The sequence below is a fragment of the Pseudomonas sp. KCJK9000 genome (genome assembly GCF_046230725.1).
GTDB lineage: Bacteria > Pseudomonadota > Gammaproteobacteria > Pseudomonadales > Pseudomonadaceae > Aquipseudomonas > Aquipseudomonas promysalinigenes.
In genome coordinates, this window is the sequence record NZ_JBJJLN010000047.1 from 19,259 (window position 1) to 33,619 (window position 14,361).

A 14,361-nucleotide genomic window follows, 5' to 3' on the forward strand; every position below is an offset into this window, starting at 1 on the left:
GCACATCGCCGATTAGCCAGCCCCACCGAGTCATGCCACGCCTTAGGCGAGCAGTGGTCTTTGGTAGAGCGGGTTGATCGGCGATCACGCCCAAACAGTTCCCCTGAACTTCATCCTACCAAGGCCATTTCGAGGTTAGCCATGAGCCCGCGCACGCCCAAGAAAACCCGCTCCGTTGCCCCGTCGCGCATTCGCGAAGGCCAGCCATTCCCCCTAGGCGCCACCTGGGACGGCCTGGGAGTCAACTTCGCCCTGTTCTCGGCCAATGCCACCAAAGTCGAGCTCTGCCTGTTCGACTCAACGGGCGAAAATGAGCTCGAGCGCATCGAGCTGCCTGAGTACACCGACGAGATCTACCACGGCTACCTACCCGATGCCCACCCCGGCTTGGTCTACGGCTACCGTGTGCATGGCCCTTATGAACCAGAGAACGGCCATCGCTTCAACCACAACAAACTGTTGATCGACCCTTATGCCAAACAACTGGTGGGCAACCTGGAATGGTCCGAAGCACTGTTCGGCTATACCATCGGCCACCCCGATGGCGACCTGTCCTTCGACGAACGTGACAGCGCCCCCTTCGTGCCCAAGTGTAAAGTCATCGACCCTGCCTTCACCTGGGGCCGCGACCAACGCGTGCAAGTGCCATGGGAACAGACCATCATCTATGAGGCCCACACCCGCGGCATCAGCATGCGCCACCCGGCAGTGCCCGAGGAGCTTCGTGGCACCTTCGCCGGCCTGGCCAACGACGAACTGCTCAAGCACATCAAGGACCTGGGCGTTTCGAGCATCGAATTGCTGCCGATCCACGCCTTCGTCAACGACCAGCATTTGCTGGACAAGGGCCTGAACAACTACTGGGGCTACAACAGCATCGCGTTTTTCGCACCGCATCCGCGCTACCTGGCCAGTGGCAAGATCGCCGAATTCAAGGAAATGGTCGCGCACCTGCATGATGCAGGCCTTGAGGTGATCCTCGACGTGGTCTACAACCACACCGCCGAAGGCAACGAACAAGGCCCTACCCTGTCGATGCGGGGCATCGACAACGCCTCCTACTACCGGCTGATGCCCGACAACAAGCGCTATTACATCAATGATTCAGGTACCGGCAACACCCTGGACCTCAGCCACCCTTGCGTGCTGCAACTGGTGACCGACTCGCTGCGTTATTGGGCTGGGGAAATGCACGTCGATGGTTTCCGCTTCGACCTGGCGACCATCCTGGGCCGCTACCACGACGGTTACAGCGAGCGCCACGGCTTCCTCGTCGCCTGCCGTCAGGACCCCATGCTCAGCCAGGTCAAACTGATCGCCGAGCCCTGGGACTGCGGCCCCGGTGGCTATCAGGTGGGTAACTTCGCACCCGGCTGGGCCGAGTGGAACGACCGCTTCCGCGATACTGTGCGGGCCTTCTGGAAGGGCGATGAGGGCCAACTGGCCGACTTCGCCGGGCGCATGACCGCCTCGGGTGACATGTTCAACAATCGCGGGCGCCGCCCGTATTCGTCGGTCAACTTCATCACCGCTCACGATGGCTTCACCTTGCGCGATTTGGTTTCTTACAACAGCAAGCACAACGAGGACAACGACGAAAACAACCAGGACGGCACCGACAACAACCTGTCTTGGAACTGCGGCGCCGAAGGCCCGACAGAAGACCCAGCGATCAACGACCTGCGCATGCGCCAGATGCGCAATTTCTTCGCGACCCTGCTGCTGGCCCAGGGCACCCCAATGATCGTTGCCGGTGACGAGTTCAGCCGTACCCAGCACGGCAACAACAATGCCTACTGCCAGGACAGCGAAATCGGCTGGATCAACTGGGACTTGGACGAAGATGGCAAGGCATTGCTGGCCTTCGTCAAGCGCCTGACCCGCCTGCGCCTAACCTACCCGGTGCTGCGACGTTCGCGTTTTCTGGTCGGCGACTACAACGAGGCGATCGGCGTCAAGGACGTTACCTGGCTTGCCCCGGATGGCAACGAAATGAGCGTCGAACAATGGGAAGACCCCCATGGGCGCTGCATGGGCATGCTGATCGATGGGCGTGCGCAAGTCAGTGGCATTGCGCGGCCGGGCTCGGAGGCCACCATGCTTCTGATCGTCAATGCCCATCACGATGTGGTGCCGTTCAAATTGCCTGCGGTCCCTGAGGGCGACTACTGGAGCTGCCTGATCGACACTGACCGGCCTGAGCTGCGCAAGCCTGAGCAACTGGCCTTCGACAGCACCTTCGACGTCACGGGGCGCTCGTTCCTGTTGATGGTGTTGAAGCACCAGGAAGACTGAACCCACCTGGGGCCTGCTCGGTCCCAACCTGTATCCGTTGCATTGAGGAGTGGACATGCACCTCGAAGCCGGCAGCACAGGTTTCATCAACACCCGCCAGGCCGCCGCGGTGCGGCGCCTGCGGGTGCTTACGGTGAACACCCACAAGGGGTTCACCGCTTTCAACCGTCGGTTCATCCTGCCAGAGCTGCGCGAGGCAGTACGCAGTACTCAGGCCGATATCGTTTTCCTCCAGGAAGTGCTTGGCAGTCATGATCGCCATGCCGCGCGCTACCCTGGTTGGCCGCAGACCTCGCAGTACGAATTTCTCGCCGACAGCATGTGGAGCGATTTCGCTTACGGCCGCAATGCGGTTTACCCCGATGGCCACCACGGCAACGCGCTCTTGTCCAAATACCCAATCATCGAACATCGCAACCTCGATGTATCGATTACCGGCCCCGAGCGTCGTGGCTTGCTGCATTGCGTCCTCGATGTGCCGGGGGACCAAGCCGTTCATGCCATCTGCGTGCACTTGTCGTTACTCGAGAGCCACCGCCAGCAACAACTGCAACTGCTACGCCAGCTGCTCGATGGGCTGCCCGCCGATGAGTCGGTCATCATTGCCGGTGACTTCAACGACTGGCAGCAGCGCGGTAATCGTGTCCTTTGCCACCATCCAGGTTTACACGAAGCGTTCGAGCGCCATCACGGCCTGTTGGCTCGCACCTACCCAGCTCGCCTGCCACTCTTGCGCCTGGACCGCATCTATCTGCGCAATGCCGATAGCCATGCTCCCCAGATATTGAGCCACAGGCCTTGGACGCATCTCTCCGACCATTTGCCATTGGTAGTAGAAGTACGGCTCTAACAATGATTCGGCATAGCCAGAGGGTGGCAAAATAACGACCGTCGCTATAGCAGAACAATAAACTCCAAGAATCAACGCCTTAACTCGCTTAACAGCGCTTGGACGCCCCCTTCACGTTTTCTTGACGCGAGCACCAGCCTCTCCTTAGCTGAACATTGTCGTCAATCGTCGCGCCGGGCCTCTAGCGCGCACCTTTGTGTGCGCTCGCGTGACTGGTGTGCTGGTTTGGGTCGCCCTCTGTTTTGGTCGTACAGCTCGTGACAACAGGCCAGGTCCTTGAGCTTTACAACGAGAACCAAAGGAGATCCGCCATGAAAAGAACCTCGAACCCCTCGCGTTTCGAACCTATTTTCTACGCGGTTTCCACGTCGATGCTTCTGGCAACCCCGGTGGAAACTTTCGCATTCGATGTGTTGGATGACCCGCTTTCACCCAACTACCTGCAACAAACGACGCAGCCGAAGTTGTCGCTCGACCCGGTCAGCGCCAGCGGCTTGAGCCTGGGTACCCTAAGCGCCTTCAGCGAGCAGATAAGCGACCGTCACAGCCTGCCCGCCCCTGACCTTGCAGCCCGCCAGTGGCAGCAGTTCTTGCCAGGCACCGTTACCCCGCCCGGCGCGCGAGCACCAGAACAGCTGGAAGCGCCCAGTCAGCAACTGATGATTGGCCCAGACCTGTTCGTGCGTGAAACCGCCGCAGGCAACGTGCACCGCGCGGGGATTTTCGTCGGCCACAATAATCTGCAAAGCAGCCTCAGCGGGGTGCGGCCTTTGTTGGGGGATAAACAGCGCAAGGCAGTCAATCTCAGCGGCGAGAGCCTGGGCGTGTACTGGAGCATGAGCCACGCCCAAGGCTGGCATCTGGATGCCGTGGCCATGGGCTCGCGCATCGAAGTCATGGGCCGCGGCGACGGCGGGCAGCGCCTGAATGACAGCGGCCACGCGATGACAGTGTCTCTGCAGGGCGGTTACCCCATCGGGCTAGGCGGCGGCTGGGTGATCGAGCCGCAGGCGCAATTGATCAACCAACGGTTCTTCCCCGGCAATCAGGCGCAAGAGGACACCCTGCGAACTTTCGACAGCCAACCCAGCTGGCGTGGCCGTGTCGGTGCCAAGCTGTCCGGGCGCTACGAAGTCAACAACATGCCGATCGAGCCCTATGTGCGAACCAACGTCTGGTATGACTTCAGCGACACGGGTGACGTGAAGCTGGACCAGGTAGACAAGATTTCCAGTTCCCGCTACTCGACTACCGTGGAACTGGGCCTGGGGCTGGTGGCACGGGTCACACCTTCGGTCGCACTCTTTGTCAGTGCCGACTACAGCAGTGATGTGGATGACAACGACCTCAATGGGCTGATCGGCAGCCTTGGCGTAAGAATGCGCTGGTAGCGACTGGGGCCGCCAGGCGGCCCCGGCAACTTCAAGCAGGCTTGAGCACCAGTACCCCAAGCGGTGGCAGGTTCAGCGTCAAGGACAATGGCTGCCCGTGGCTTGCCACCGCCTCGCTGTGCACAGCGCCCAGGTTGCCGACGTTGGAGCCGGCGTAAAGCTCGGCATCGCTGTTGAGCAGCTCTTGCCAACGCTCACCGAACGGCACGCCTATCCGGTAACCTTCGCGCGGCACCGGGGTGAAGTTGGCCACCACCAGCAGCGGCTCGCCTTGGCTGCTCCAGCGCAACCAGGCGTACACGCTGTTTTGCGCGTCATCGCCGATCAGCCACTGGAATCCTTGGGGCTGGCAGTCCTGTTCGTGCAGCGCCGGCACTTCACGGTACAGGCGGTTGAGGTCACCCACCAAGCGTTGCACACCTTGGTGCTCGGGATACTGCAGCAAATACCAGTCCAGCTGATGGTCATGATTCCACTCGCGCCATTGGCCGAACTCGCAGCCCATGAACAGCAGTTTCTTGCCTGGGTGAGTCCACATGAACGTCAGGTAGGCACGCAAGTTGGCGAACTTCTGCCAACGATCGCCGGGCATCTTGTCGATCAACGAATGCTTGCCGTGCACCACTTCATCGTGGGAGATCGGCAGGATGAAGTGCTCGGAGTAGGCGTAGATCAGGCCGAAACTCAACTCACTGTGATGATGGGCACGGTGTACGGGGTCATTCTGGATGTAATGCAACGTGTCGTGCATCCAGCCCATGTTCCACTTATAAGTGAACCCTAGGCCACCCTGCTCGGTCGGTTGGCTGACGCCAGGCCAGGCGGTTGACTCCTCAGCGATGATCAGCGCACCTGGCGCCTCGTGGGCGGCAATGCCGTTGAGGTGACGGATAAAGTCGATGGCCTCGAGGTTTTCTCGCCCACCGTAGCGGTTCGGCACCCACTCACCCGCTTTGCGCGAATAATCGCGGTAAAGCATCGACGCCACGGCGTCCACGCGCAGGCCGTCGATATGGAAGTGCTTGAGCCAGTGCAGCGCCGAAGCCACCATGAAACCACGCACCTCGTTGCGCCCCAGGTTATAGATCAGCGTGTTCCAGTCCTGGTGGTAGCCTTCAAAGGGGTTATCGTATTCGTACAGAGCGGTGCCGTCGAAGCGCGCCAAGCCATGCTCGTCGGTTGGGAAATGCGCCGGCACCCAGTCAAGGATCACGCCAATGCCGCCCTGGTGGCAGGCATCGATGAACGCAGCGAAATCTTCGGCGCTGCCATAGCGGGAAGTGGGCGCGAACATCGACAAAGGCTGGTAGCCCCAGGAACCGCCGAAGGGGTGCTCCATGATCGGTAGCAGCTCGATATGGGTGAAGCCTAATTGCTGCACGTAAGGCACCAGCCGGTCGGCCAGTTCACGCCAATTGTAGTAACGCGATACCTCACCCAGCTCGTCCAGCTCGCACTGCCAGGAGCCTGGGTGCAGTTCATAGATAGACAGCGGTGCGCTGTAGGCATGGCGCTGGGCGCGCTGTTGCATCCAGTCTTGGTCACCCCAGGCGTGGCCCAGAGCGCCGGCCACTTTCGAGGCCGTGCTCGGTGGCAGCTCGGTAGCGCGGGCCAGTGGGTCGGCCTTCAGCGGCAAGATTCCGTCTTTGCCCAGCACTTCGAACTTATAGGTTTCACCCACGCCCAGGCGCGGAATGAACAACTCCCATACCCCAGCACCATGACGCAGACGCATGGGGTGCCGGCGCCCGTCCCAATTGTTGAAGTCACCCACCACCGAGACTCGGCGGGCATTGGGCGCCCAGACCGAGAAGCAAACCCCATCGACGCCCTCGACCTGCATCGGCTGAGCGCCGAAGCGCCCAGACAGGTCACGGTGGTTGCCTTCAGCGAACAGGTGAAGATCGATCTCGCCCAATTGCGGGCCGAAGCTGTAAGGGTCTTCGGTGACTTGCTCACCGCCCGCCCAGTTGATCTGCAACAGGTAGGGCTGTGCCTCATCGAGGTGCGCGGTAAACAGGCCAGGCAAACTACCCTGCGCCATTTCGACCAGCACGCGCCCATCATGGCGCGCCAGCACGCGCGCATTCAGCGCACCTGGCAGAAAAGCGCGGATCCACAAGCCGCTGTGTCCATCGCCATGGGGGCCTAGCACTGCAAAAGGATCGGCGTGCTCGGCGCGGGCCAGGGCATCCAGGTCCCGTTGCCGAAGGCCGCCGTTTTCACGCGTGGTTGCATTCATCTATGACTCTCCCCAAGTACTGATCAGTCCATGCAGGCCATGCAAAGGCACGGCCAGCCAGCTTGGACGGTTTTCGGCTTCGTATGTAATTTCGTAGGCAGCTTTCTCCAGGCAGAACAACTCCAGTGCGGCGCGCTCGCCTTCGGCCTGCTGCCAGGCGTGAGGCATTGCGGCGGTAGCCAAGCCATAGGCCTGGATGAATGCATGACGCGACTGGTGCAGATACTGCCGGGCGATACGTTGCCGGGCTTGGCGTGCGGGGCCGCTGAGGTCCACGCTAGACGCGCTGCGCAAGATCATCGCAGCAGCATAGTCGAAAGAGCGCAACACGCCGCTGACATCTTTGTACGGGCTGTGTTTGGCGCGGCGCTCGTCCAATGGACGCGAAGGCTCGCCTTCGAAGTCGATCAGGTAGGCGTCACTCTGCACCACCAGTACCTGGCCCAGGTGCAGGTCGCCGTGAACGCGCATCAACAGGCCGCCCTGGGCTTGCTCGGCGAGCCTAGCGATATGCTGGCCAAGGCCCTCACGCTGGTGTTTCAAGTCATCGACCAAGGCCTGGCTGTCGCTGTCCAGATGGCCACGGTGCTGGGCCAGCAGGTCCAGCGCGTGATTGAGCTCGGCAGTGATCTGGCTGGTCCAGCGTTGTGCGTCGTCGGCGTCGCTTGGCCGCGGCGCGAAGGCCTGATCGTTGCTTGGCGCCGCCAGCAGCAGGTGCATTTCGCCCAGGCGCTGACCCAGCAACGCGGCAAAGCCATTGAGCTCGGCCAGGGCGTCGGTATGGGCCTGGGCCTCACCGCGTGTCGGTTCCATCTCATCGCGGATGGCCCGCTCCAGGGTGTTCTGGGTCCAGGCCCAGGCGTCCCCCTGGTTACTCAGATAGCCCTGGGCGATCATCAAAAGGTGCGGGGTGTCCTGCTCGTCGACGCGGCTGACCCAGGCCAGCAACGGCGAGATATTGGCAAAGCCTGCGGCGGTTAGGTAAGCGCTCATCTCAAGTTCCGGGTGAACGCCTGGGTTCACCCGGCGGATCAGCTTGAGCACCACGCGATCACCAATCACTACCGAGCTGTTGGACTGCTCGGCGCTCAGGTAGCGCACTGCACTTTGCTCATTGAGTTGCAGGCTTGCCAGCTGTTCGGTGCAGGCGAAGCGCAGCTCGCCCTGGCCGTTGCCGCACGGAAGCTGCATGCCGTCCTGGCAGGCGCGCAGTACGGCGCGAATGAACGGTTCGAGCACGAAGGCATCGGTGATCAGGCCTACCTGGCTGCCTCGGCGCACTCGGGACAGTGCCAGCTGTTGCGGCAGCGCGCTGTTGATCTGCTCCTCAGGCAACAAGCCAAAGGGCAACTGGTAATCAGTGGCAACACCTGCGCTGAGCACCTCGATTTCGCTCAGCAGCACGGGCGTGGTCGCGGTGCCGAAACGTACGCCATAACGCAAGCGCACCTGGTCGATCGGGCTCTCTTTACCGGCGAACCAGCGGCGCTTGGGCAGGTATTGCGGCAGTATGGTGGTGTGCAGGGTGTCGCTGGCAGGCGACTCCAGCAGTTCTTCCATGCGTTTACGCAGCACTAATGTAGTCAATTCCGGTAACCCCTCAGTGGCTTGAACGTGCCAACTGGGCATGCTGTCGTGGGAAGCCAGCAGGAACCAGTAGAAGGCATAGGGCGGTAAAGTCAGCAGGAATGGCAATTGGCCAATCGGCGGGAAGGCGCTGCCGCCAAGCATCTCCACGGGGACTTTGTCAGCGTATTGCGACAACTCAAGCTCAGCGGCCTGGGCGGCGCGGGAAACGTTAGCGACGCAGAGAATCACTTCGCTGTTGCCCGCGGCATCGGTGTACTCGCGCAGGTAGGCCAAAATCCGCCGGTTGCTTGGGGTGAGCATGCGCAGGCTGCCGCGGCCGAAAGCCTTCTGCTGCTTGCGCACGGCCAGCAGCCGACGGTTCCAGTTCAGTAGCGAGTGCGGGTCATGGGATTGGGCCTCGACGTTGACGGTCTGGTAACCGTACAGCGGGTCCATGATCGGCGGCAGTACTAGGCGCTGCGGGTCAGCCCGGGAGAAGCCGCCGTTGCGGTCGGGTGACCACTGCATCGGGGTGCGCACGCCATCGCGGTCACCCAGATAAATATTGTCACCCATGCCCAATTCGTCACCGTAGTACAACGTGGGTGTGCCCGGCATCGACAATAGCAAGCTGGTCAGCAGTTCGATGCGCCGGCGGTCGCGCTGCAGCAACGGCGCCAGTCGCCGGCGGATGCCCAAGTTGATGCGGGCGCGACGGTCTTGGGCGTAGTAGTTCCACAAGTAGTCACGCTCGCGGTCGGTAACCATCTCCAAGGTCAGCTCATCGTGGTTGCGCAGAAAGATCGCCCACTGACACTTGGCGGGAATTTCCGGCGTCTGGCGCAGGATATCGGTGATCGGGAAGCGATCCTCCATGGCCAGAGCCATGTACATACGCGGCATCAGCGGAAAATGGAAAGCCATATGGCATTCATCGCCATCGCCTTCGCCAAAATAGGGTCGGGTATCTTCAGGCCACTGGTTGGCTTCAGCCAACAGCATGCGATCTGGGTAATTGGCATCGATCTCGGCGCGGATCGCCTTCAATACCCGGTGGGTTTCAGGGAGGTTTTCGTTGTTGGTGCCATCACGCTCGATCAGATACGGGATCGCATCCAGGCGCAAACCGTCCACACCGATGTCCAGCCAAAAGCGCATCACCCCGATTACCGCCTTGAGCACCTGGGGGTTGTCGAAATTCAGGTCGGGCTGGTGCGAGTAAAAGCGGTGCCAGAAGTACTGCCCGGCGACCGGGTCCCAGGTCCAGTTGGATTTCTCGGTATCGAGGAAGATGATGCGCGTGCCGTCGTATTTCTGATCATCATCCGACCACACGTAAAAGTCCCGCGCCTTGCTGCCACGTTTTGCATGCCGGGCGCGCTGGAACCAGGGGTGCTGATCACTGGTGTGATTGATCACCAGCTCGGTGATCACCCGCAGCCCGCGCTTGTGAGCCTCGGTAATGAAGCGCCGGGCGTCGGCCATGCTGCCGTAATCTGGGTGCACGGCCTTGTACTCGGCGATATCGTAACCGTCGTCGCGCCGCGGCGAGGGATAGAACGGCAACAGCCATAGCGTGTTCACACCCAGCTCGGCGATGTAATCGAGCTTGCTGATCAGGCCCGCGAAGTCACCGATCCCGTCGTTGTTCGAATCGAAGAACGACTTGATATGCAACTGGTAGATCACCGCGTCCTTGTACCACAGCGGGTCATCGATGAAAGCTGCCGGGCGCGAACGCTTGGCCATGGGTGACTCCTTTCAAAGCTGGGTTGAGCTTGCGCGATCTTAGGTAGCAGCGGGTTCGGCCGCGAAGCCTAGCAGCGGGTGCGCGGCACCGAACTGGCTGGGTTCGCAGGCCCACCCGCCTCTGCAAGGCGCGATATGCAATCTTCAACTGGCCTTTTCGATACGCCAGATTCCGAACGGCTGATGCCAAGGCTCGATGCGCATCCATTGGGTTTTGCCATGCCAGGTCCAGCGATGGCCGTTCATCAAGTCCTCACCCAGGGTTTGGGCATCATCGTCCAGCCCCAGTTCCCACAATGGCAGCTCGAAATGCGCCTCTTGTGCGTTGTGCGGGTCCAGGCTGATCGCTACGAGAATGAAATTGTCGCGCTCGGGCGTACGCTTGGCGAAGTACAGGATGTTGTCATTCCAGCAGTTGAAGAAGGCCACGCCCAAGTGCGTCTGCAGCGCCCGGTTTTGCCGGCGAATGCGGTTGAGCTGGGCAATTTCGGCAACGATGTTGCCGGGCTGGTTGAAATCGCGCGGGCGGATTTGATACTTCTCCGAATCTAAGTACTCCTCCTTGCCCGGCAACGCTGCGCTCTCGCACAGTTCGAAACCCGAATACATACCCCACAACCCTGAGCCCATGGTTGCCAGCGCAGCGCGAATCAGGAACCCGGCGCGGCCTGAGGCATGCAGGAAATAGGGGTTGATATCTGGCGTATTGACGAAGAAGTTTGGCCGGTAGCAGTGGCACCATGGCGGCTGGTTGAGTTCTTCGAAGTACTCGCGCAACTCCTGCTTGGTATTGCGCCAGGTGAAGTAGGTGTAGCTCTGGGCATAACCGACCTTGCCCAGCCGGGCCATCATGGCAGGCTTGGTAAAGGCTTCGGCCAGGAATATGACCTCCGGATACTGGCTACGCACATTGGCGATCAGCCATTGCCAGAACGGTAAAGGCTTGGTGTGCGGGTTGTCCACGCGGAACGTCTTGACGCCCTCCTCGACCCAACCGACCACCACGTCACGCAGGGCCAGCCACAGCGACGGCACGGCGTCGGCAGCATAGAAGTCGACATTGACGATGTCCTGGTACTTCTTCGGCGGGTTTTCAGCGTAGCGAATGGTGCCATCAGGCCGCCAACTGAACCAGCCGGGGTGCTGCTTGAGCCAGGGATGGTCTTGAGAGCACTGAATGGCGAAGTCCAGCGCGATTTCCAGGCCGTGTGCAGCGGCGGCGGCGACCAGCCGGCGGAAGTCCTCACGGCTGCCCAGCTGCGGGTGAATCGCCTCGTGGCCACCGTCAGGGCTACCGATGGCGTAAGGGCTGCCGGGGTCACCAGGCTCAGCGCGCAAAGCGTTGTTGCGGCCCTTGCGGTGCTGGGTACCGATCGGGTGGATCGGCGGGAAGTAGAGCACATCGAAGCCCATGTCTCGGATCATCGGCAAGCGGGCGTGCACATCGTTGAACGTGCCGTGCCGTTCGGGGCTGTCGGTGATCGACCGAGGGAACAGTTCGTACCAGCTGGCGAACAACGCCGCCGGTCGGTCGACATCCAGCGGGAATTCACGGCTGCGGGTCAGATAGCTGCGGTGCTCGGCCAAGGCCATGAGCCTGGCAGTATCGGGATGCAGCAGCCTAGCGACCTGCCCGTCGGTATCCAGCGAAGCCAACTGCGCTTGCACAGCACCGATTTCTTCGCGCAACGAGCCTTGGCTGAGTTCCACACCCTTGCCCAGCATCAAGCGCCCCTCTTCCAGCTCCAACGAAACTTCGACCCCGGCGTGGTACTTCTTCTCCAGGTCATGGCAGTAGGTGGCGAAGGGGTCGATCCAAGTTTCGATGCTGAACAGATGCGGCCCGATTTGCGTAGGCGTGAACTCAGCCAGCCACAGGTCGTTGCCCTGCGACTGCATAGGCAAACAATGCCAGCGGCGGCTACTGGCTTCACGCCAGTTGAGCATCACCGCCAAGCGGTCATGGCCATCGCTGTAGACCTTGCTGCTGACAGTCACTGGCTGGCCACTGACTGCCTTGGCGGCGAAGGCGCCGCCATCAAGCACCGGTTCAGTACCCTCGATCACGATGCGCGGCGCGAGCAGCGCCTGGGACAGGCTGATGGCCTGGTCCGGGTGATCGTTCGCCATGGGTACGCTTTCAAAGGGCTCGTTGAGTGACATCGACCTTGCTCCCTCAGGCTGTTGGCGGTAAGGGTTCAGAGCCAGGCACAGGCAGGGGGTTCAAAAAAATTGAGCGAACGGCAACTGTTGGCGGTCAGAGCCTGCAGCACCTCTTCACTCACCCACGCGAGGTCAGGCCATGAACATTCCCACGCCACCGGAAACACCAGATCCCAACATCGACGACCCAACCTTGCCCCAGCCCGTGCCCGAAGAAGAGCCGGATGAGCTGCCGGTCAAGCCTACGGTGCCGCCAACGGTGGGCGACCCGCCGAATGAAGAACCTGCGGTGAAAGCCTCAGAATAGACAACCTCAGCCTATTTGCATGACTGACCGGCCCCGATTCGGGGCCGGCATCAGACCATTCGGTTCACAGCATCTACCTAGCATTTTTGCCAGTTGTGAGAGTGGGCGTTACGCTTGAAGAATGTGCTTCATGGTTCTTGCACCTTGGAGCGCTAGACAATGTCCACCAAGCCTTCCGTTGACGCCACGCAATCAGCCGATTTCCCCGTACCCTACCTGATCAGCAACCTACCCGACGGCAGCCTGCCAGACATGCAGGATTTTGGCCTGGAACGGGTGGGCAGTGTCGAGGGTGGCTGGTACAGCCTGTGCCCCATCAAGGCCGGGCGTGCGCTGACCAAAGATGAAATGCTCAGCGCCTGCCTGGTACACCGGCGCACCGGCGAATTGATACGGGTCGACTACAGCGCCAAAGCTGGCAAGTTGGACGCCGCCAAGTGGCTGGGAGACTTCGCCGCGCACGTAGCCGCATCCGGCAAGCCCATCACCGCCGGCGGCTGGACCGACGACAACGAATTCTCCAGCAGCCACGCTGCGCCGCGCCTGTGGTGCCAGGCTGATTATCGGGCGTTCAGTACTGCCCCGTTTGTTGGCAACTGCGTGCAGGTACTGGCATGCAACGACGCTTTCTCGCTGAGCAAAGGCCAGACCCTGAGCCTGCAGGTGCGCGACCTCAAAACCCAGGCGCTGCACGAACAACACCTGTTCACCGCCGAAGCGGACAGCGGCTGGAGCAAAGCTTTGTGCCAGCAGATCAACCGTGACAGCGCCCTGATACGTGCCGGTGTCTTTGACGCCAAAGCCTGCACGGTGACACCAGGCGCTACCGGCAACGCCTTCTGGGGGCCGCAGCATGCTGAACTGAGCGTCACCCTGACCGAAGTGCACTGGTGGGCCAGCGACCCGCTCGATGCCAGCGCCACGCCCAGCGGCGCGGCACTTCAGGCGTGGGTCTACGATGCCTTTTCCCAACGCCTGCTCGGCCAACATACCTGGCTGCCGAGCAAAGCCCAGCGCGCCAGTGGCAAATGGCTCGAGCCCTGGGCCAAAGCGCTGGCCGGCTCGGAAGTAGCGCCGTATATGCGCATCGACCCAGTCACCGCGCTGCTTGAACAGCGCGGCGACGGCCTGCGCATCCTCGCCACGCTACCGGGTCAAGAGCATATGGTTGAAGGCCCACTGCTCAAAGCCGCCTTCAACACACCGGCAGATGCCGTGCTGGTGACCGTGCGCCATCCCGGTAACCAAGCGTTGCTACACCACGCGCTGTTCAGGCCACAGGACTGCGAGACAGCGCCGAAGAACCAGACTACCTGGGTTGAGGCATTGGCCGGTTTCATTCAAGGGCAAAAATGGCCTGAGTTGGAAGTTAAGGACAACAAGCAGGTATGGGTATTGAAGGACGCAGAGTTGCAGGTGGCATTGGCAAATGTTGGTGATGGCAATGGGTGGAGCGTCGAGGATTATGGAGTGGAGCTGCTGAGCGCTGATGAATGGCCTCGCATCGGTGAACCGGCCTTTGAAGTAGAAATCGAGGGCCTACGTGATCTAGAAAAGTTGATGATTTCAGTACCAACTGGCGGCGAGTTGGTATTCCGGCTTAGCGATAAAGCACGTAATAAAGGTTACCGAATAATGGCGTGCCTGGCACGGGATCAATGGTTTGAAGATATTAAGGAAGTATATGGTTCCACCCTAATAACAGGGGGCGGAGTGCAAGCTTTCAAAGCTGCAGAGTTCTCAAAACTGACAACCCCGCAAGGCATAGCCAGCGTTGCCCGGGCTGCTGCACGCT

Annotated in this window: 8 protein-coding genes; 5 read left to right on the top strand and 3 right to left on the bottom strand. The window is 60.9% G+C overall.

Annotated elements, in window-relative coordinates; all coding sequences use genetic code 11:
- Positions 1-141 precede the first annotated feature (141 nt).
- The 3 genes from glgX to ACK59H_RS18265 all read left to right on the top strand — a co-directional run bounded on the left by glgX (position 142) and on the right by ACK59H_RS18265 (position 4,536).
- Positions 142-2,295 carry a glycogen debranching protein GlgX gene (glgX, locus tag ACK59H_RS18255; RefSeq protein WP_409264752.1) on the top strand — a complete coding sequence of 718 codons (2,154 nt, stop codon included), beginning with the start codon at positions 142-144 and terminating at the stop codon, positions 2,293-2,295.
- A gap of 55 nt (positions 2,296-2,350) precedes the next feature.
- Positions 2,351-3,145 carry an endonuclease/exonuclease/phosphatase family protein gene (locus ACK59H_RS18260; protein WP_409264753.1) on the top strand — a complete coding sequence of 265 codons (795 nt, stop codon included), beginning with the start codon at positions 2,351-2,353 and terminating at the stop codon, positions 3,143-3,145.
- A 311-nt stretch (positions 3,146-3,456) separates the two neighbouring features.
- Positions 3,457-4,536, top strand: coding sequence for an autotransporter outer membrane beta-barrel domain-containing protein (locus tag ACK59H_RS18265; RefSeq protein ID WP_060479388.1), 1,080 nt, complete (start codon positions 3,457-3,459; stop codon positions 4,534-4,536).
- A gap of 31 nt (positions 4,537-4,567) precedes the next feature.
- Here the strand turns inward: ACK59H_RS18265 and glgB are convergent, their stop codons facing one another.
- The 3 genes from glgB to ACK59H_RS18280 all read right to left on the bottom strand — a co-directional run bounded on the left by glgB (position 4,568) and on the right by ACK59H_RS18280 (position 12,259).
- Positions 4,568-6,778, bottom strand: coding sequence for a 1,4-alpha-glucan branching protein GlgB (gene glgB, locus ACK59H_RS18270; protein WP_060479389.1), 2,211 nt, complete (start codon positions 6,776-6,778; stop codon positions 4,568-4,570).
- Complete coding sequence (treS, locus tag ACK59H_RS18275) at positions 6,779-10,096, bottom strand: maltose alpha-D-glucosyltransferase (protein ID WP_409264754.1); 3,318 nt, start codon at positions 10,094-10,096, stop codon at positions 6,779-6,781.
- A gap of 144 nt (positions 10,097-10,240) precedes the next feature.
- Entirely contained in the window at positions 10,241-12,259 is a 2,019-nt protein-coding gene (locus tag ACK59H_RS18280; RefSeq protein WP_060479391.1) for an alpha-1,4-glucan--maltose-1-phosphate maltosyltransferase, read from the bottom strand.
- 139 nt (positions 12,260-12,398) lie between these two features.
- Between ACK59H_RS18280 and ACK59H_RS18285 the strand changes: the two genes are divergently transcribed.
- On the top strand, positions 12,399-12,566 hold the full coding sequence (locus ACK59H_RS18285) for a hypothetical protein (RefSeq protein WP_186476842.1): 168 nt from the start codon (positions 12,399-12,401) through the stop codon (positions 12,564-12,566).
- Positions 12,567-12,725: 159 nt separating this feature from the next.
- Positions 12,726-14,361, top strand: a 1,636-nt coding sequence (locus tag ACK59H_RS18290) for a hypothetical protein (protein ID WP_409264755.1), incomplete at its 3' end; no start/stop codon positions are given.

Coding starts and splice junctions, on each gene's coding strand:
- glgX (WP_409264752.1), top strand. CDS start 142: ATGAGCCCGCGCACGCCCAAGAAAACCCGCTCCGTTGCCCCGTCGCGC.
- ACK59H_RS18260 (WP_409264753.1), top strand. CDS start 2,351: ATGCACCTCGAAGCCGGCAGCACAGGTTTCATCAACACCCGCCAGGCC.
- ACK59H_RS18265 (WP_060479388.1), top strand. CDS start 3,457: ATGAAAAGAACCTCGAACCCCTCGCGTTTCGAACCTATTTTCTACGCG.
- glgB (WP_060479389.1), bottom strand. CDS start 6,778: ATGAATGCAACCACGCGTGAAAACGGCGGCCTTCGGCAACGGGACCTG.
- treS (WP_409264754.1), bottom strand. CDS start 10,096: ATGGCCAAGCGTTCGCGCCCGGCAGCTTTCATCGATGACCCGCTGTGG.
- ACK59H_RS18280 (WP_060479391.1), bottom strand. CDS start 12,259: ATGTCACTCAACGAGCCCTTTGAAAGCGTACCCATGGCGAACGATCAC.
- ACK59H_RS18285 (WP_186476842.1), top strand. CDS start 12,399: ATGAACATTCCCACGCCACCGGAAACACCAGATCCCAACATCGACGAC.